Origin of the sequence: Streptomyces viridosporus, assembly GCF_002078235.1 — a bacterium.
In the GTDB taxonomy this organism is placed as follows: Bacteria; Actinomycetota; Actinomycetes; order Streptomycetales; family Streptomycetaceae; genus Streptomyces; species Streptomyces viridosporus.
Genome location: NZ_MSGP01000462.1, coordinates 1 through 17,489, shown reverse-complemented (window position 1 = coordinate 17,489; position 17,489 = coordinate 1). Strand labels below are relative to the sequence as shown.

17 protein-coding genes are annotated in these 17,489 nt (G+C 73.9%); 6 read left to right on the top strand and 11 right to left on the bottom strand.

What is annotated here, in order from left to right:
* From B7L92_RS29160 to B7L92_RS29150, 3 genes are all read right to left on the bottom strand, one after another.
* Positions 1 to 305: hemerythrin domain-containing protein (locus B7L92_RS29160; RefSeq protein WP_174704037.1), on the bottom strand; the 305-nt coding region annotated here is incomplete at its 3' end.
* Between the two features lie 92 nt (positions 306 to 397).
* On the bottom strand, positions 398 to 931 hold the full coding sequence (locus B7L92_RS29155; RefSeq protein WP_081240371.1) for a DoxX family protein: 534 nt from the start codon (positions 929 to 931) through the stop codon (positions 398 to 400).
* A 232-nt stretch (positions 932 to 1,163) separates the two neighbouring features.
* Positions 1,164 to 1,487, bottom strand: coding sequence for a hypothetical protein (locus B7L92_RS29150; RefSeq protein WP_081240370.1), 324 nt, complete (start codon positions 1,485 to 1,487; stop codon positions 1,164 to 1,166).
* 151 nt (positions 1,488 to 1,638) lie between these two features.
* Between B7L92_RS29150 and B7L92_RS29145 the strand changes: the two genes are divergently transcribed.
* Positions 1,639 to 2,526, top strand: coding sequence for a fructosamine kinase family protein (locus tag B7L92_RS29145; protein ID WP_081240369.1), 888 nt, complete (start codon positions 1,639 to 1,641; stop codon positions 2,524 to 2,526).
* Between the two features lie 4 nt (positions 2,527 to 2,530).
* Here the strand turns inward: B7L92_RS29145 and B7L92_RS29140 are convergent, their stop codons facing one another.
* The 3 genes from B7L92_RS29140 to B7L92_RS29130 form a co-directional block, all read right to left on the bottom strand.
* Entirely contained in the window at positions 2,531 to 4,189 is a 1,659-nt protein-coding gene (locus B7L92_RS29140) for a catalase (RefSeq protein ID WP_081240368.1), read from the bottom strand.
* Positions 4,190 to 4,560: 371 nt separating this feature from the next.
* Complete coding sequence (locus B7L92_RS29135; protein WP_004992038.1) at positions 4,561 to 4,797, bottom strand: hypothetical protein; 237 nt, start codon at positions 4,795 to 4,797, stop codon at positions 4,561 to 4,563.
* Between the two features lie 458 nt (positions 4,798 to 5,255).
* Positions 5,256 to 6,764, bottom strand: a complete 1,509-nt coding sequence (locus B7L92_RS29130) for a helix-turn-helix domain-containing protein (RefSeq protein ID WP_081240367.1) — start codon at positions 6,762 to 6,764, stop codon at positions 5,256 to 5,258.
* Between the two features lie 170 nt (positions 6,765 to 6,934).
* On the opposite strand from B7L92_RS29130, the gene B7L92_RS29125 reads away from it, so the two are divergent.
* Positions 6,935 to 7,555, top strand: coding sequence for an L-threonylcarbamoyladenylate synthase (locus B7L92_RS29125; protein ID WP_081240366.1), 621 nt, complete (start codon positions 6,935 to 6,937; stop codon positions 7,553 to 7,555).
* 100 nt (positions 7,556 to 7,655) lie between these two features.
* Here the strand turns inward: B7L92_RS29125 and B7L92_RS29120 are convergent, their stop codons facing one another.
* The gene (locus B7L92_RS29120) at positions 7,656 to 8,657 is read right to left on the bottom strand and encodes a TauD/TfdA dioxygenase family protein (RefSeq protein WP_081240365.1); all 1,002 of its coding nucleotides are present in this window, start codon (positions 8,655 to 8,657) and stop codon (positions 7,656 to 7,658) included.
* A gap of 203 nt (positions 8,658 to 8,860) precedes the next feature.
* Here B7L92_RS29120 and B7L92_RS29115 point away from each other — a divergent pair, with 203 nt between their 5' ends.
* Complete coding sequence (locus tag B7L92_RS29115) at positions 8,861 to 9,691, top strand: aldo/keto reductase (RefSeq protein WP_081240364.1); 831 nt, start codon at positions 8,861 to 8,863, stop codon at positions 9,689 to 9,691.
* A 22-nt stretch (positions 9,692 to 9,713) separates the two neighbouring features.
* Here B7L92_RS29115 and B7L92_RS29110 read toward each other — a convergent pair whose 3' ends face one another.
* Complete coding sequence (locus tag B7L92_RS29110; RefSeq protein WP_081240363.1) at positions 9,714 to 12,053, bottom strand: SpoIIE family protein phosphatase; 2,340 nt, start codon at positions 12,051 to 12,053, stop codon at positions 9,714 to 9,716.
* Between the two features lie 288 nt (positions 12,054 to 12,341).
* Positions 12,342 to 12,848 carry a MarR family winged helix-turn-helix transcriptional regulator gene (locus B7L92_RS29105; RefSeq protein WP_081240362.1) on the bottom strand — a complete coding sequence of 169 codons (507 nt, stop codon included), beginning with the start codon at positions 12,846 to 12,848 and terminating at the stop codon, positions 12,342 to 12,344.
* A 305-nt stretch (positions 12,849 to 13,153) separates the two neighbouring features.
* On the opposite strand from B7L92_RS29105, the gene B7L92_RS29100 reads away from it, so the two are divergent.
* Positions 13,154 to 13,930, top strand: a complete 777-nt coding sequence (locus B7L92_RS29100) for an NPP1 family protein (protein WP_081240361.1) — start codon at positions 13,154 to 13,156, stop codon at positions 13,928 to 13,930.
* A gap of 393 nt (positions 13,931 to 14,323) precedes the next feature.
* Here the strand turns inward: B7L92_RS29100 and B7L92_RS29095 are convergent, their stop codons facing one another.
* A complete protein-coding gene (locus B7L92_RS29095; RefSeq protein WP_081240360.1) occupies positions 14,324 to 14,845 on the bottom strand; it encodes a hypothetical protein in 522 nt (173 codons plus the stop codon).
* 506 nt (positions 14,846 to 15,351) lie between these two features.
* Here B7L92_RS29095 and B7L92_RS29090 point away from each other — a divergent pair.
* Positions 15,352 to 16,143, top strand: a complete 792-nt coding sequence (locus B7L92_RS29090) for an RNA polymerase sigma factor SigF (RefSeq protein WP_081240359.1) — start codon at positions 15,352 to 15,354, stop codon at positions 16,141 to 16,143.
* Positions 16,144 to 16,169: 26 nt separating this feature from the next.
* Here B7L92_RS29090 and B7L92_RS29085 read toward each other — a convergent pair whose 3' ends face one another.
* Positions 16,170 to 16,490, bottom strand: a complete 321-nt coding sequence (locus B7L92_RS29085) for an ANTAR domain-containing protein (protein ID WP_438364031.1) — start codon at positions 16,488 to 16,490, stop codon at positions 16,170 to 16,172.
* Between the two features lie 251 nt (positions 16,491 to 16,741).
* Between B7L92_RS29085 and B7L92_RS29080 the strand changes: the two genes are divergently transcribed.
* Positions 16,742 to 17,489: VOC family protein (locus B7L92_RS29080; RefSeq protein ID WP_081240357.1), on the top strand; the 748-nt coding region annotated here is incomplete at its 3' end.

The window sequence follows — 17,489 nt, the reverse complement described above, 5'->3', positions numbered from 1 at the left end:
AGCCGGTCGAACTCGGCGTCGCCCGCGTCGCAGCCCTCCAGGTCCTTCATGATCTGCTCGGCCGTGGCGTGGTCCTCGAGTTCCTTGTCGGCCAGGGCGTCACCGTTCTCCACGTGTTCGCGCACGGCCGGGTAGAGGTACGCCTCCTCGGCGACCGAGTGCCGGACCAGTTCGATGGTGGCCTGGTCGGCGTAGAGCTTGCGGTCCTCGTGGCCGGGCGGGAGTTGCTCGATCTTCCCGAAGAGCTCCTCGACCTCCCGGTGGTCGGTCACCAGCTCGTCGATGACGTTTCCGCCGTGTCCCATGTCCTTCACCTCCGGTTCGCGGTGGCGCCCGGCCGGGCCCACCCGGCCCCACGGGTCCCCCGCCTTCCGGAGGGCTAACGCGGTCGGGCGCGTCAGTGGGGCAGCGCGGCCCGGATCCGGCCGGCCGCCGCGGCGGGGCGGGCCCCGGCCCGGAAGGAGCGCTGGGCGAGGTGGGCTTCGCGGCGCAGATCGCGGGCGGCGTGCCGGCTCCGCCACAGCAGCGAGGGGGCGCCTCCGGTGTCGCCGGCGGCGATCAGCAGGCCGCCGAGCATCGCCAGGTTCTTGAGGAAGTGGATGCGCTGCTGGACCCGCTGGTCCGCGTCCTCCTCCTCCCAGAAGCGGTGCCCCGCGAGCGTCGTGGGCACGAGCGTGACGGCGAGCGCGAGCGCGGCGGAGCGGGGCATGCGTCCGGTGGCCAGCAGCAGCCCGGCCACGACCTGGACGGCGCCGTTCAGGCGTACGGACTGCTCGGTGCTGTCCGGCAGCAGCGGGACGCGGTCGGTCACGGGCCGTACGACGGGTTCGGCGGCCGGGGCGACGTGCTGGGGGTGGCGGACGGATTCCAGCCCGCCCGCGACGAACATCGAGGCCAGCATCGGGCGGCCGACGACGCGCAACAGACTCATGACCTTCTCCTGGGGGATGTCGGTGGTGGAGGGCGCCGGGTTCCCCTCCGTACGGGGACCATGCGGCGGGCCCCGCCCGGCGACGCGGTGGCCCGTGGTCCGGTGGCCCGTGCGAGCGGCGGGGCGGGCCCGTGCGGGCGGGTCCGTCCCGCTCCGCGCGGACTGCTCCGGCCGGCTCCGGACCGCCACCGCGGACGGGCCGACGCCCGCCACGAACGCGGTGGCGGGCGCCTCACCAGAACCGGGTCGTGAGCGCGGGCCGGTGGACCGCCTGGACGGCGTCGCGCAGGCACAGGGCGACGGAGATGGTGGCGCGCAGGGCCGAAGGACGTACGGTCTGGGCGGTCTCGGTGGCCAGGACCAGCAGGCAGGCCGCCGCCTGTTCCACCACGGAGACCGGGAAGGTGTAGTCGTGGTCGGCGGCCGCGCGGAACGCCTTCAGCGGGATGCCAGCTCCGTCGACGGTGCGCCGGGCGGCCTGCTCCAGGTGCGGCACGGCCTGCTCGCACACGGAGGCGGGCAGGGTGAGGGTGCGCTGGAACGATGAACTCGTCATGCCGGAGTGCTCCCCCGGACCGGTCCCGTTCGATCGGCGGGCGGCGGGTTTTCACCGTCCCGCGTGACCGGACGGCGGCGGGTGTCGGGCGCGCGGGGCCCGTACCCTGTGGCCGTGTCCGTCCCGCCCGCGTGTGTGAGGAGCCCCGCCCATGACCTTCCGTGCCGGTTCGGCCGCCCGGGACGGCGACGGGCCGGGGGCCGTCGCGGCGCGGTTCACCGGGCGGGCGGTCACCGGTGAGCGCGCGCTGTCCGGCTCGCTCACCGAGGTCGCTCTCGACGACGGCCGGGTGGTGATCGTCAAGCGTGCCGACGGCGCGGACGCGGCACGGGCCGAGGCGGCGGGGCTGCGCTGGCTGGCCGGGACGGGGACGGTGCGGGTGCCGGCCGTGCACGGTCACGACGCGCACCGGCTGGTCGTCGACCGGGTGGTCCAGGGGCGGCCCGAACGGCAGGCGGCGGTCCGGTTCGGTCGCGCGCTGGCCCGGATGCACGCCGCCGGCGCGCCCGCGTTCGGGGCGCCGCCGCCGGGCGGGCCGGTGGAGGCGTTCATCGGGCTCGCCCCGATGCGCAACGTCACCGGCGACGACTGGCCCCGCTGGTACGCCGAGCACCGGGTGCTGCCGTATCTGCGCACGGCGGTGGACCGGGGCGTCGTCCGTCCCGGGGAGGCGGGTGTCGTCGAGCGGGTCTGCGCGCGGCTGCCGGAGCTCGCCGGGCCCGCCGAGCCGCCCGCGCGGCTGCACGGCGACCTGTGGAACGGCAATGTGCTCTGGGGCGCCGACGGACACGTCCGGCTGATCGACCCGGCGGCGCACGGCGGGCACCGGGAGACCGACCTCGCGATGCTCCGGCTGTTCGGCTGCCCCCGTCTGGACGCGGTGCTGGCCGGTTACCGGGAGACGGCGCCGCTCGCCGACGGGTGGGAGACGCGCGTCGGCGTGCACCAGCTGTTCCCGCTGCTGGTGCACGCCGTGCTGTTCGGACGCGGCTACGCCGAGCAGGCGCTCGCCGCGGCGCGGTCGGCCCTGGCCGGGTGAGCGCTCAACGGGTCACCACGTGCCGTTCGTCGGGCACGCAGTGGGTCATGGTGAGGCCCTCCACGTTGCGGGGCGGGTTGTCGCCGAGGCTGGCCAGCCGCTTGCGGTCCTCGTCCGTGAGGTCCTGGCTCGCCAGCGGCTCCAGGTGGGCGACGTCCTCCGGCATGATCCCGAGGCCCTCGCCGACCCGGCGGCCGAGGTCGTTCTCCACCAGCAGGAAGTGCCACACCATGCGTTCCTGCACCGGCCGGTCGCACTGGGAGAGCTGGTCGACGAAGTTCTTCACCAGGTCGTCGCGCTCCCAGTCCTCCATGAGCAGGTAGCGCTGGCCGGCCTGCATGTAGTCGTTGGCGCGGGGGATGCGCTTGCGGGTGAGCCGGCCCCGGATCTCCGGGCCCTGGTCGTCGTGGGTCGGGTACTGGGCCTCCCGCAGGCCGCCGGTGATCGACGGCTCGTAGTTCACGTGCGGGTTCTCCCCGCCGTCGTCCTGGTAGTACGCCATCTGGCCGTCGCGCTGGTTGGTGCGCACCTCGGCGTTCTTGGCCTGGTTGACCGGCAGTTGGAGGTAGTTCGGACCGACGCGGTGGCGCTGGGTGTCGCTGTAGGAGAAGGTCCGGCCGACGAGCATCTTGTCGTCGGAGAAGTCCAGGCCGTCGACGAGGACGCCGGTGCCGAAGGAGATCTGCTCGTTCTCGGCGAAGAAGTTGTCCGGCATCCGGTTCAGCACCATCCGGCCCACCGGCTTCGGCGGGAAGTCCTGCTCGGGCCAGGTCTTGGTGTCGTCCAGCGGGTCGAAGTCCAGCTCCGGGTGGTCGTGGTCGTCCATCATCTGGACGAGCAGCTCCCACTCCGGGTACTCGCCGCGCTCCACCGCCTCGTACAGGTCCTTGGTGGCGTGGCCGAGCGATTCGGCCTGGACGTTCGCCGCGTCCTCGGCGGTCATGCTGCGCACGCCCTGCTTGGGCATCCAGTGGTACTTGACCAGCTTGGTGTCGCCCTCGGCGTTGACCCACTTGTAGGTGTTCACGCCGAAGCCCTGCATGTGGCGGTAGTCCGCCGGGATGCCGCGCGGGCTGAACAGGTTGACCAGCATGTGCATGCACTCGGGCGTCTGCGACATGAAGTCGAAGATGCGGCGCGGCTGCTGCTCGAAGGTGACCGGGTCGGGCTTGAGGGCGTGGATGACGTCCGGGAACTTGATCGCGTCCCGGATGAAGAAGACGCCCAGGTTGTTGCCGACGAGGTCCCAGTTGCCGTCCTCGGTGTAGAACTTCACCGCGAAGCCGCGCGGGTCGCGGGCGGTCTCGGCGGAGTCCCGGCCGCCGATGACGGTGGAGAAGCGGACGGCCAGGTCGGTGCGCTTGCCCTGCTCCTGGAAGAGCTTGGCCCGGGTGTAGCGGGAGATGGGCTCGTCACCCCACTTCCCGTACGCCTCGAAGTAGCCGTAGGCGGTGACGCCGCGGGCGTGCACCACCCGCTCGGGGATGCGTTCCCGGTCGAAGTGGCTGATCTTCTCCAGGAACTGGTAGTTCTCCAGCGTGGCCGGGCCGCGGGCGCCGACCGTCCGCTGGTTCTGGTTGTCGTAGACCGGATGGCCCTGCCGGTTGGTGAGTACCTTGCGGTCGTCGCCGGGAGCAGGGCCCTGGCTCGAAACGTCCGTCATGTCGTGGGCTCCTTCGGCTGCTCATGGCCGGTCGGCGGGCGAACCGGGACGTGAGGGTTCCGCCCGCCGACCGGTGGTGGCGGACGGCCCGGGTACCCGGCGCCGCGGCGTCACTCACACCACGGCGGTTTCTTTTCGAACCATCCGGGCCGGGCGGCGCACGGGTCGTCGCGCACGTTCCGTCGCCGGTGTGCGTACGAGGGCCATGCTGCCGTGGATCCCCCCGGACGGCGACTCGGAGCACGCGATCACTCACCTGGGGTGACCGGCCGGAACGGCGCGGCCGCCGCCGGGGCGGGCGGCGGGACCGGGACGGCGAAGGGCCCGGCCACCGTACCGTCCACGGTGTCCGGGCCCGGGAAACCGCGCGCTCAGCCGCCGTCGAGGCGTGCGCGCAGAAGTCCCTTGCCCAGTTCGGCGCCCTTGCGGCTGTCCGCCTGGGCCTTGCGGAAGAGGTCGGCGACCTCGGTGTCCTTGGCGCGCTCGGCGTCCTGGATGTAGCTCTCCAGGCGCAGCGCGTTGCTCAGGCACGCTTCCACGTACCAGATCAGGTTGTAGTCCTTGTCCTGCGTACCGGTCACGCCGCCGGTCTCCGTCTCACTGGCCATGAGGGCCTCCTGTCCGCGGTTTCGTCACGGGCCCGCCCGCACCGGTCCGCGAGGTCCGGGCGGCGGGCCTCCACAGCGCCGGTCGGGTACCCGTCCGCACCGGGGGTACACGGCGTCGACGAGCGGCCGTCACCGGGACGACGGGTCGCGCACCGCCGTACCGGGCGGCGGCCGGTGGCGGCGCGGGCCGCCGGGGAGAAAGACCCACCGCCGCGGGCCGGCGCCGTGCCGCCGGCCCGTCCGGGTCCCGCGGCGGCCGCGCGGCCGAAAGACCGCGGGGGCGCCGACCGGTCCCCCGCTCCGGTCGTGCCCCCGCGTCGCCTCGAAACCTATGCGGACCGGGTACGGCGTGTGTATCGCGCCCATGCCCACTGCGGCGGCCCGAGGACTCATCCGTGCACAACCGAGTCCGAAAGGCCCGGCTTCGTCCCGTGCGGGACGAAGCCGGAGCCGGCGGTTCAGCCGGGTGGGACCGTCCGGGGCGCGCCCGTGAGCACCGGCTGTTCCAGGCCGCCCACCGCCAGATGGGCCAGGACGACCTCGTACAGGTCGGTTCCGGCCGCCAGGAGTTGGCGTTCGAGGACCGGCTCGGCGCTGCGCACGTGTTCGCGGACGGTCTGGGCGTGGACGCCCAGGGCCTGCGCGGCCCGCTCGGCGTTGCCTCCGGCCGCGATCCAGGTGCGCAGGGTGCGGCGCAGGTTCCGGGTGTCCTGGTCCAAACGGCCCAGCAGGTCCCGGGCCCAGGCGCGCACGGCGGGGCCGGCCAGCAGGTCGGCGAGGTGCGGGGTGGCCGCACCGGGGTCCGTACCCGCCTGCCCGTCCAGGAGGTTGATCTGGGTGTGGAGGGCCAGGTGCACGACGGCACGGGCGGTCAGGTCGTCGAAGTCGGCGCCGAGCATGGTCTCCACGCGTTCCATGCGGGCGCGCACGGTGTTGCGGCTGACGCCGAGCACCTTGGCCGCGTTGACGGCGGTGAACTCCAGGCCGAGCCGGGTGGTGGCGAGGAGTTCGGCGCGGGTGTGGTGCGGCAGCGCGTCGAGCGGGCGCAGCAGCCGGGCCGCCCAGCCGCGCAGCGCCCCCGGGTCGACCAGCCGCTCGGGACGGGTGCGTTCGGCGTACACCGCCGTCTTGTCCGTCCGGAAGTGCGCCACCGCCAGCGCGCTGACGGCCTGTCCGTACGCGGTGGCGGTCCGGGCGAGGCTCTGCCGGGCGCTGCCGCCGAGGAAGGTGTCCGGATGCCGTCCGACCAGCGACCGCAGATCACCGGCGGTGGCCTCGCGCGGGCTGACGACGATCACGTGTCCGTCCATGGCCGGGCACCGCACGACCAGGGCCTCCTCCTGCGTGGCGTTCAGGCACTCCTCCGCGAGCCGGTCGCGCCGGCCCGGGTCGGACTCGACGACGTAGACGCACGCCGTGTCGGCGTCGAGCAGGCCCGGCCAGAGTCCCGCGGCGACCCGGCGGGCCGCGACGGTGTCCTCGACCATCAGCAACTGCAGGATCGCCAGCCGCAGATCGGCGGTGGCCCGCCGGAGCCGGTGCCCGGCCGCGGTGGACTCGCGCGCGGTCAGCAGGAGTTCGATCACCTGGGCGGTGTGCGTGACGACGTCGGAAGCGCTCCGGTCGAAGGGGGCGTCGCGGGAGACGGCCAGGACACAGGTCTGCGAGGGGTGCCAGACCTTCACCAGGCGCAGGTGGCGCCCTTCCCCCTCCCAGGCGGCGGAGGCGATCCGGCCGGAGGTGACGTCGGCGACCGGTGTCTCGCCCAGCGGCAGCCGGGTGCCCGCGACGAGCGTGCCGGAGGCGTCCTGGAGGGACACCGCCGCCCGCACGGTGCCGGCCAGCCAGTCGACGACCCTGCGGACGTCCCGTCCGGCCGGCCGCAGGTGTTCGAGCAGTTCCTGCGCCCACCTCGAACGCTCCCCGGCCGACGCCTCCGTCCACCGGTTGCCGTCGTCGTCCGTCACCTCGGCCTTCCCCTCGTTCGTCCGCCGTCCCGGCCCAGGTCAGGGACGTTACCTCACCCGCGCCCGGACCCGGCCCGGGCGGGCGTCCGCCCCGGAGCGACGGGACACGGCCCGGCGTGTGCGGTCCGGAGCCCGCGGCCCGCCCTTCCCGGACGGCATAAGCTCGGTGAATGGCGAAGTACTTCGACGTGCACCCCGACAACCCCCAGCCGCGCACCATCGCCCAGGTCGCCGACGGCATCCGCTCCGACGCCCTGATCGCGTACCCCACGGATTCGTGCTACGCGCTCGGCTGCCGCCTGGGCAGCCGCGACGGCATCGACCGGATCCGCACGATCCGCAAGCTGGACGACCGGCACCACTTCACCCTCGTGTGCCGGGACTTCGCGCAGCTCGGTCAGTTCGTACGGATCGACAACGACGTGTTCCGCGCGGTCAAGGCGTCGACGCCGGGCAGCTACACGTTCATCCTGCCGGCGACGAAGGAGGTGCCGCGCATGCTGCAGCACCCGAAGAAGAAGACGGTCGGCGTGCGCATCCCCGACCACGTCGTCACCCAGGCCCTGCTCGCGGAGCTCGGTGAGCCCCTGCTGTCCAGCACCCTGCTGCTGCCCGGCGAGGACGAACCGATGACCCAGGGCTGGGAAATCAAGGACCGGCTCGACCACGTGGTGGACGTGGTGCTCGACTCCGGCGACTGCGGCACCGAGCCGACGACGGTGATCGACTTCTCGGGCGGCGAGGCGGAGATCGTGCGGCGCGGCGCCGGCGACGTCTCGCGGTTCGAGTAGCCGGCGGGCCGGAGCCGGGGACCGCGACGGCCGCGGCCCGTCCCCGCGCCGGTGCGGCTCCGCTTCCGGCGCGGCGGCGGTCCACGGGGACGGCCGTCCGTCACCAGCGTCCCGGCGCGGTGCCGACGAGCGGCGTCGAGGGGCGGCCGTCGACGCCGACCGGCACGTCGCCGGCGAGCATCACCCGGTGCATGATCCGCGGGTGGTCGAGGTGGGCGGTGTCGCCCGGGGCCAGGTGGATGGTGGCCCGGTTGTCCCAGAACGCCACGCTGCCCGGCTCCCAGCGGAACCGCACGGTGTACTCGGGCCGGGTCGCCTGCTCCAGCAGCATCTGCAGGACGGCCGCGCTCTCCGGCCGGGACAGACCGGTGATCTGCTCGACGTAGTAGCCGTTGACGTACAGCACCCGCTCGCCGGTCTCCGGGTGGACGCGCACCAGCGGGTGCTCGGAGGCGGTCTGACGGTCCAGCAGGTGGCGCACATAGGCGTCGTCGCCCGGCCGGGGCTGGTAGCCCACCCCCAGCCGGTGCTCGGCGCGCAGCCGGTCGGCGAACTCCCGTACCGGGGCGGACAGTCCGGTGTAGGCCGCGGCCAGGTTCGACCAGGTGGTGTCGCCGCCGTAGGGCGGGACGGTCTCGGCGCGCAGGATCGTCGCGGCGGGCGGGTCGACGCGGGCGCCGTGGTCGCAGTGCCAGCCGCGCAGGAGGGTGTGGCGCCGGCGCCGCAGCCATTCGTCGTGCTCCATGCCGAACCGCCCGCCGAGCTCCAGCCGGTCGGCGGTCGTCTCGATCTCGGGGAAGTCCGGCGGTGAGGCCTTCCCGCGCCGGGGCAGCACCACCGGCTCACCGAACCGGCGCGCCAGCGCGACGTGCCCGGCGTGGTCGAGGCGCTGCCCGCGGAAGAACACCACCTTCCAGCGCAGCACCGCCGCCCTGATCGCGGCGACCACGGCCTCGTCGAGGTCGCCGGCGAGGTCGACGCCGGTGACCTCGGCGCCGATGTGCCCGGCGACCGGACGCACCTCCACCGCCGCGGCCCGTTCGTCCCGCGGCACCGCCGCGGCCCGCTCCGCGTCCGCCGCGCGGCCCCTGTCCGTCGTCATGCGTGTCCGCTCCGTCCGCTCCGCCGTCGTCCGCACGGCCCTCGTACGGACCGGCTCCCGGGACGATCGTGGCAGCGATACGGGCACCTGGCGACAGGGCGTCGCCGGCCGGGGCCGGTCCGTCCGCCCGCCCGTCCGGTTGATCGCCGCCCACCACGTCCCCGAGGCTGGACACACGACACTGTCAACGGGAAGGCCCCGCCGTGATCAGCATCCCGACCCACACCCTCAATGACGGTACGACGCTCCCCGCGCTGGGCCTGGGCACCTGGCCGATGGACGACGCCGAGGCGGAGCGCGCGGTGATCTCGGCCCTGGAGACGGGCTACCGCCTCGTCGACACGGCGGCCAACTACCGCAACGAGACCGGCGTCGGCCGTGCCGTGGCCCGCGCCGGCGTCCCGCGCGAGGAGATCGTCGTGACGACGAAGCTCCCGGGACGGCACCACGGCCACGAGGAGACCCTCGCCTCCTTCGAGGAGTCCCGCGCCCGGCTCGGCCTGGAGTACGTCGACCTCTACCTGATCCACTGGCCGCTCCCCCGGGTCGACCGGTACGTCGACTCCTGGAAGGCCATGATCAAGCTGCGCGACGACGGGCTCGTCCGGTCGATCGGCGTCTCCAACTTCACGCCCGCCCACATCGAGCGGCTGGAGAAGGAGACCGGGGTGCTGCCCTCGGTCAACCAGGTCGAGCTGCATCCCTTCTTCCCCCAGGAGGAGCTGCGGGCCTACCACGCCGGCAAGGGCGTGCTCACCGAGAGCTGGAGCCCGCTCGGCCGGGGCTCGCGGCTCCTGGACGACCTGGCCGTCGCCGCCGTCGCACAGGCCCACGGGGTCACCCCGGCCCAGGCGGTGCTGCGCTGGCACGTCCAGCTCGGCGCGCTCCCCGTCCCCAAGTCGTCGGACCCCGAACGGCAGCGCGCGAACCTCGACGTCTTCGGGTTCGAGCTGGACGCCGCCCAGATGCGGACCCTCACCGACCGCGCCCACCGGCGGATCGGCGGGGACCCGGAGGCGCACGAGGAGTTCTGACCGGGCCCCCGGGCCCGGCGGATCACCCGTCCGGCAGGGGCTGCTCCGCCCAGATCGTCTTGCCGCCGCCCGTCTGGCGGCTGCCCCAGCGCTGGGTGAGCTGGGCCACCAGCAGCAGGCCGCGGCCGCCCTCGTCGTAGGCGTGGGCCCGGCGCAGGTGCGGTGAGGTGGGGTTGGCGTCGGTGACCTCGCAGATCAGGGTGCGGTCGCGGATCAGCCGCAGCTGGACGGGGGGCATGCCGTACCGGATGGCGTTGGTGACCAGTTCGCTGACGACCAGTTCGGTGACGAAGGCGATCTCGTCCAGCCCCCACTCCTCCAGCCGCTCGGTGGCCCACTGCCGGACGCGGGCCACCTCCTCGGGGTCCGAGGGCACCTCCCGCGTGGCGACCTGGTCCGCGCCGAGCGCCCGGGTGCGGGCCAGCAGCAGGGCCACGTCGTCGCCGGGCTCCTCGGGCAGGACGGCCTTCAGCACGCTGTCGCACAGCGAGTCCAGCGAGTCGGCGGGCACCGTCAGGGCACGGCACAGCTCGTCGGTGGCCTGGTCGATGTCGCGGTCCGGGCCCTCGATGAGGCCGTCGGTGTAGAGGGCGACGACGGAGCCCTCGGGCAGCTGGAGCTCCGTGGCCTCGAACGGCAGCCCGCCGATGCCGAGCGGGGGCCCCGCGCTCAGGGGGACGGGCCGGCACGTGCCGTCGGGCAGCAGGAGGGCGGGCGCGGGATGCCCGGCGGCGGCCGCGGTCAGACGGCGCGAGACGGGGTCGTAGACGGCGTACAGGCAGGTGGCGCCGAGTTCGCCGATGTCGTCGCGGTCGCCGGAGGCGAGGTGGACGACGAGGTCGTCGAGGTGGATGAGGAGTTCGTCCGGCGGCAGGTCGACGTCGGCGAGGGTGCGCACGGCCGTGAACAGCCGGCCCATGGCCGCCGTGGAGGTGATGCCGTGGCCGACGACGTCGCCCACCACCAGGCCGACCCGGCTGCCGGCCAGCGGGATGACGTCGAACCAGTCGCCGCCGATGCCCGCCGCGGACGCGGAGGGCAGATAGCGGTGGGCGACCTCGACGGCCGCCTGGCCGGGCAGTCCCTTCGGCAGCAGGCTGTGCTGGAGCGTCAGCGCGGTGGTGCGCTCGCGGGCGAAGCGGCGGGCGTTGTCGACGCAGACGGCGGCGCGGCCGGCGAGTTCCTCGGCGAGAACGGCGTCGTCGGCGGAGTACGCGTCGGGATGAGCGGTGCGGACGGCGAGCGCGACGCCGAGCGTCGTGCCGCGGGCGCGCAGCGGCACGGCCAGCAGCGAGGGGATCCCGGCCGGGGCCGGCCGGCCGTCCGCCGGTCCCGGCGCACCGCACTCGCCCGCCCACCGGTCGAAGGCCGGATCATCCGCACGTACGAGCACCGTCCTGCCCTCCCGCAGCGCCCGTGCGGGAGGGGAGGAGGGCGAGCGGACGTCCGTCCGGCCGAGGGGCACGGCCGCCTCGGGGACGCCCTCGGTGGACGCGCGGGGCGCCACACGGCGCAGCAGGGCACCGTCGGCCGGAAGGGCCGAGGGGTCGTCGGTGCAGAGGACCCAGTCGAGCAGGTCGACGGCGGCGAAGTCGGCGAACCCGGGTGCCATGAGTTCCACGAGTTCCTCGGCCGTGCGGATCACGTCCAGGGTGGTGCCGAGGCGGGCGGCGGCCTCGTTCAGCAGCGCCAGCCGTTCGCGGGCCCGGCGCTGCTCGTTGCTGTCGAAGGCCGCCAGGGCGGTGCCGACCACCTCGCCGGAGGGGTCGCGGACGGGCCACATCTCGACGTTCCAGGCGTGCAGCCGGCTCCCGGAGGGGGCCCGGGTGAAGCTCTCGAGGTGCAGGGGCTCGCCCGTCCGGGCGACCCGGCGGAGATGGCGGTCGAAGCTGCGGCCGGGCCCGTTCTCCTCAACGGTGTCCAGATAGGCCCGGCCGAGCAGGTCCGCCTCGGTGCTGCCCGCCATCCGGCAGGCGATATCGTTGACCCCCAGGTAGCGCTGCTCGGTGTCGAAGACGGACATCGCCAGGGATGCCTGCCGGAACACCTGCCCGGCCAGGCAGGTGTCCGCCGCACCGGGCCGCTCGACGGTGATCACGTGTCCGTCCGGCACACCCCGCGCGCCCAGTAGGGGGTGGACCGTCAGCCGGAGCGGCACGGGGCGGCCGTCGCGATGGCGCAGCACGACGAGGCCCGACGGCAGGGGCGGGGCGGCGGACGGCACGTCCTCGGCGAGCAGTTCCCGTACGGCCCGCCCCACGGCCTCTTCGGCCGGGTACCCGGTCAGCCGCCGGGCGCCCTCGCTCCACCCCGTCACGATGCCGCGGGCATCGACGACCACCGCGGCCGAGGCGTCTTCCATTCGTCCAGGATCGGCCCATCGCCACGCCCTCTCAACCGCGGCCGTGCGCCCCGGGCGGTAAGCGGCCGGAGGGCTGACGGCGCCGGGCCGTCGGCGGGTTCTCGGGGGCAGGCGAGGGGCGGTGCGCGCGGCAGCGGGCCGGCGGTGGGCACGGCCGGGGAGCCGGGCGCCGGCTGGGCGCCGGCGGCGGGCAGTGCGGCCGGGTGGCGTCCGAGGCGGCCGTGGGCCCGGTGGGCGTGCGCGGTCCCGGCGAGGGCGCCGGGGCGGACGCGCGGTGGGGTGCCGGTGTCAGGAGGGCCGGGCGGGTTCCGTCTCCTCGTCGGCGGAGTGGGCGAGGAAGTCGTCGACCATGCGGTGGAAGAGGGTGGCGAGCCGCCGCAGGTCCTCGGGCGACCAGTCGGCCAGCGCCACCTGCATGGCCCGGGCCCCGGCCTCGCGGATCCGGGCTATGGCCTCCCGGCCGGCCTCGGTGAGTTCGATGCGCTGGGCGCGGCGGTCGTCGGGGTCCGGGACGCGGGTGACATGGCCGGTCTTCTGCAGCTGCTGCACCGTACGGGTGACGTGCGAGGCCTCCACTCCCAGCCGGGCGGCCAGCTCCCCCGGCCGCATCGGCTCGACGTCGGCCATCTGCCGCAGCAGCGCGACGGCGGCGCGGTCCAGCGGCACACCCGCCAGGGCCATCAGCCGCTCGTGCTGCCGGGCGCGCGAGCCCAGATAAGTGATGCGGCTGAGCGCGCGCTCGATCTCGGCCACTTCCGCGGAGGCGGGCGAGTCGGGGAGCGGGGGTGTGGACATGCACCCCACTTTACCATCTCATTGCCTAACTCAATCAATCGCGGAACGCGCCTCCCGGCCGGCGAGTGGGCGCCGGCCGGCCCGCGATGCCCCGCTCCCCGGTGACGGCGGCACCGTGCCGCGCGGGCTTCCGGCTGCCGCGGTTCCGCACGGGTCCGGCGCACGCCCCGGCCGCGTCGAGTGTTGGGCCCGGCTTCACCATCGGTACGCCTGTGGCCCCTTGGCACGGAAGTGCGCAGCCGGGATGCTGAACTCCCTTGCCCCCCACAGCCGTTGGGCTGCGCCCGGACCAAGAGGAGGACGCAGTGTCGTCGAGCACGTCCCGTACGCACCGCAGGAGATGGCTGACCGGCCTCGCCGGTGCGGTCGCCCTGGTCATCGCCTTCCCCGCCACCGCCTTCGCCGCACCGCCACCCGCCCTGCCCGCCGACGCCGACGAGTTGGAGCGGACGTTCCAGCCCGCCTACGACTACGACACCGACGGCTGCTACCCCACACCGGCGATCGGTCCGGACGGCGCCGTCAACGGCGGCCTCAAGCCGACCGGCGCCCTCAACGGCAACTGCCGCGACGCCTCCGACCTGGACAACACCAACGGCTACGCGCGCTCCGCGTGCAACAACGGCTGGTGCGCCGTCGTCTACGCCCTGTACTTCGAGAAGGACCAGGCGCTGCCGGGCACCGGCCTCGGCGGGCACCGCCACGACTGGGAACACGTCGTGGTGTGGGTGCGGGACGGCACGGTGCAGTACGTCTCGACGTCCAACCACGGTTCGTTCTCGATCCACGCGCGTTCGGCGGTCCGTTTCGACGGGACGCATCCGAAGATCGTGTACCACAAGGACGGCATCGGCACGCACTGCTTCCGCCTCGCGGGGGCGGGGGACGAACCGCCGGAGAACCACAAGGGCAGTTGGCAGTACCCGGCGCTGGTCGGCTGGAACGGCTACCCGGCCGGGCTGCGGGACAAGCTCGCCTCCCATGACTTCGGCAGCGCCAACTTCGGTCTCAAGGACGGGAGTTTCGCCTCCCACCTCGCCGCGGCCAAGCCGTCGGGCATCCCGTTCGACCCGAACGCCTGACCTCCGTCCGCACCGCGGGCCCGGGCGGTCCGCCGCCCGGGCCCGCGGACCGGCTCGGGGGCGCGCTCGCACCGCAGTGCGTGCCGTGAGGGCGGCACCGGCCCATCGGCGCGATCGACTCCCCGGGCGCCCGGCCACCCACCGGGAGGCCAACGCCGAGTCCATGCCCCCGCAGGTGTTCCAGGGGCACTGCGACAGCCCGGCCGCGGGGTACGCGCGTGAATCGGAAGGGCGAACTCCCCCCTCGGGCCCGGGTTTTCACCCCGGTCGGCAAGACCCGGCCGAACGCGCGCACGGGGGCCGGCCGCCACGCTCGGCACGTCGGTCGCCGCGCCCCCCTGCCGCGTCAGGGCGCCCGCGAGACCATCGACGGCGCCCCGCACCGACGGCGGCTCAGGCGGTGCCCTCCTCCGCCTGCTCCTGCAGGAAGACGCTCACCTGGTGCGCGAGGCTGTCCCGGCCCGCGCCCACGGGGGCCCCGGCCGCACCCTCGTGCGCACCGGCCCGGCCCGTCCACACCCGGCGGCCGGTCCACTCCTCGTCCACCCGCAACTGCACCTGGACGTCGACGTGGCTCAGGGCCGCCTCGGGGCCGGCCGCGTAGAGCACGGCGGTGGCGCGGCGCAGGGGATAGACGTCGAATCCCTCGATGAACTGCGAGTTGCGCCAGTCGACGAATGCGCTCTCCCCGTCGGGGCCGATCCGCACGTCGATCTGGCCGTCCTCGAGATGAATTCCGACGGCCCTGTCGCCGCGGTTCTCGACGGTCACACGGACGCTGAAATACGCGAGCCCTTCGGCGGCGTCGTCCCGTCCGCGCGGCGGCTCGCCCGCCTCCAGGCGGTGGACGCGGACCCGCAGACCGGCATGCTCGTCGTACTCCTGCCAGTCCCCGACCACGTTCGGCTCGTACACAGTCCACCTCTCGACTTCCGTGGCTGCTTCCTATCTGTGGGTTCAGGGCACTGTCAAATGAGCGGAATGCGCCGTGGTCAGGCGGTTCGCCCGCATCTGATCGACGATCAAGCGCTGCGCTGGAGGAATCCCGGGGAACCCCCCGGGCCGGCCGTCCCGCCCGCCGCGACGGCGTGCCGCACATCACGTCCGGCGCCGTGATCACCGGCCGCGCCGCGGAAGCGGCCCGGTGTGCCCCGGACGGCGCGGCGCGACCGCCCACGCCGCCCGCGGGGAATTCACGGCGTGAATTCCTCCGGTTCCGGAACGTGTACTCCGCGAAATACCGGCCCCTTGAATTCGAGAAACCGTTTCACAGGGGTGACGTACGGGAAAGGAAATCTCAGTGCTTCGGACCGGAGGCACGTCCGTGGGAACCGGCTCGCCGGCCCCGGACCTTTTCGTGGTCCGAGTGAGCGCTTCCCACGGTGTCCGTCCACCCGGCACCCGCTCAGGGAGGTGCGCACATGCGTACCGGCAATCCCACGAAGCCGCACCCCCACGACGACGCCCCCGACACGGCCGAGGCCTTCGCGCGCCTGGTCCGGCTGCCCGAAGGGCCCGAGCGCAAGGCACTGCGCGACGAGCTGGTCCAGGCCTGGCTGCCCATGGCCGAACGGATCGCCGTGCGTTTCCGGGGGCGCGGTGAGGCTCTGGAGGATCTGTACCAGGTGGCGGCCCTCGGCCTGGTCAAGGCCGTCGACCACTACGACCCGGTGCGCGGCAACGCCTTCGAGGCGTACGCCGTGCCGACCATCACCGGGGAGATCAAGCGCCACTTCCGTGACCACATGTGGACCCTGCACGTCCCGCGCCGCGTGCAGGACCTGCGCAACCGCGTGCGGCACGCGGCCAGGGAGCTGGCGCAGACCACGGTGGGGCGGGCCCCCACGGTCCCCGAGATCGCCGCGTACGCCCGGCTGACGGAGAGCGAGGTGCGCACCGGCATGGAGGCGCTGGAGTGCTTCTCCGCGCTGTCGCTGGAGGCGGAGATGCCCGGCACGGACGGCTACGCCCTCGGGGACTCGGTCGGCGGACCGGACCCGGCGTTCGACACGGTCGTCGACCGGGTGACGGTCCGGCCCTTCCTCGAGGCGCTCCCGGAGCGGGAACGGCTCATCCTCTACCTGCGGTTCTTCCGGGGGATGACGCAGAGCACCATCGCCGAGCACCTCGGCATCTCGCAGATGCACGTCTCCCGGCTGCTCAGCAGCTGTTTCGCCCAGCTGCGCGAGGAACTGCTGTCCGAGGCCGGCTGACCGCGGGCGCGGCGCCGCCGGGCGGATCAGCGCTCCGGCGGCGCACCCGGGACCTGGGTGGGGCAGGACCGGTCCAGCACGTCCTCCAGTACCGCCCGCACCTCGGCCGGCATGATGCCGGTGCGTCCCCAGACGAGGATCATCTCGGCGATGCTGCGGAGCTTGATGTTCGTGTGCTGGGACACCTCCTTCAGCACCGTCCACCCCTGGTCGGGTGAGACCCGTCCGATCGCGACGATCATGCCGATCGCCTGATCGACCACCGCGTGCGAGACGACCGCGTCCTTCAGCTGCTGTACCTCTTCCTCCAGCTGGAGGATCCGGTCCGAACCCCCGTCCGTGGGCATGGTCACCTCCCGGTCCGGTGTGCCGCTCCCGTGCTGCCTTCACATGGTGCTTGAGTGCCTTCACCCAGTGTCCGGCTCCTCCATCGTCGCCACTCGTGCCGCCCCGTGCCACCGGGGCGGGCCGCGGGCGGTCCGGGCCGCCGTTTCGGCACCCCCGCCGGGGTACTCGACAGGCGCCCGCACCGGAGCACGGCGGACACTGGGGGCATTCCGGTGGCTGCCGGGCCCGACGAGATCAGGACGCTACTGCCATGAACCACGACATGCCCTCCCCCGCCGGCGCGACGGACGTCTTCTCCACGCACTCCGTGTTCGGGGCACCCTGCTGGGTGAGCCTGACCAGCCACGACGTGCAGACGACCGAGGAGTTCTACGGGGCCGTGCTCGGCTGGCAGTGGCGGCCGGTCCGCCTCGGCGACCGGTTCCGGATCGCCCTGGCCAACGGCTCGCCGGTGGCCGGCATCGCGGGGATCGCCGCCATGGGGCAGATGGCGGCGGCGTGGACGCCGTACTTCGCCGTGCGCAGCGCCGACGAGACCGTGGCACGGGTGCAGGAGCGCGGCGGCACCCTGGCGGTCGGCCCGATCTCCCTGCCTCCCGGGCGCGGGGCGCTGCTGGCCGACCGGGACGGGGCGACCTTCGGCATCTGGGAGGGCGAGCTGTTCACCGACTGGCCCACCTGGCGCCGCACACGACCGGCGTTCGTCAGACTGCACACCCGTGACGCGTTCGACGCCGCCATCTTCTACGGCCAGGTCTTCGACTGGGCGTCCGACAAACCCGGATGCTGCGAGGTCCAGTACGAGGGCGACGAGGTGGTGCTGCGCAGCGAGGGGGACCTGGTGGCGCGCATCGAGTCGGGGGCGGTGGAGTCGGCTCCCGACCCACGGATCCGGCCGCACTGGCAGGTCCACTTCGCCGTGAAGGACGTGGCCGCCTGCGCCCGTGCGGCCGAACGGCACGGCGGCAGCGTGCTCTCCCTCACCGACGACGAGGCCG

Bases quoted from the DNA above. Each gene is read 5' to 3' on its own strand.
- B7L92_RS29120 (WP_081240365.1), bottom strand. From the start codon at position 8,657: ATGACGACGGACAGGGGCCGCGCGGCGGACGCGGAGCGGGCCGCGGCG.
- B7L92_RS29145 (WP_081240369.1), top strand. From the start codon at position 1,639: ATGACCTTCCGTGCCGGTTCGGCCGCCCGGGACGGCGACGGGCCGGGG.
- B7L92_RS29105 (WP_081240362.1), bottom strand. From the start codon at position 12,848: ATGTCCACACCCCCGCTCCCCGACTCGCCCGCCTCCGCGGAAGTGGCC.
- B7L92_RS29125 (WP_081240366.1), top strand. From the start codon at position 6,935: ATGGCGAAGTACTTCGACGTGCACCCCGACAACCCCCAGCCGCGCACC.
- B7L92_RS29140 (WP_081240368.1), bottom strand. From the start codon at position 4,189: ATGACGGACGTTTCGAGCCAGGGCCCTGCTCCCGGCGACGACCGCAAG.
- B7L92_RS29085 (WP_438364031.1), bottom strand. From the start codon at position 16,490: ATGCCCACGGACGGGGGTTCGGACCGGATCCTCCAGCTGGAGGAAGAG.
- B7L92_RS29155 (WP_081240371.1), bottom strand. From the start codon at position 931: ATGAGTCTGTTGCGCGTCGTCGGCCGCCCGATGCTGGCCTCGATGTTC.
- B7L92_RS29090 (WP_081240359.1), top strand. From the start codon at position 15,352: ATGCGTACCGGCAATCCCACGAAGCCGCACCCCCACGACGACGCCCCC.
- B7L92_RS29150 (WP_081240370.1), bottom strand. From the start codon at position 1,487: ATGACGAGTTCATCGTTCCAGCGCACCCTCACCCTGCCCGCCTCCGTG.
- B7L92_RS29110 (WP_081240363.1), bottom strand. From the start codon at position 12,053: ATGGAAGACGCCTCGGCCGCGGTGGTCGTCGATGCCCGCGGCATCGTG.
- B7L92_RS29135 (WP_004992038.1), bottom strand. From the start codon at position 4,797: ATGGCCAGTGAGACGGAGACCGGCGGCGTGACCGGTACGCAGGACAAG.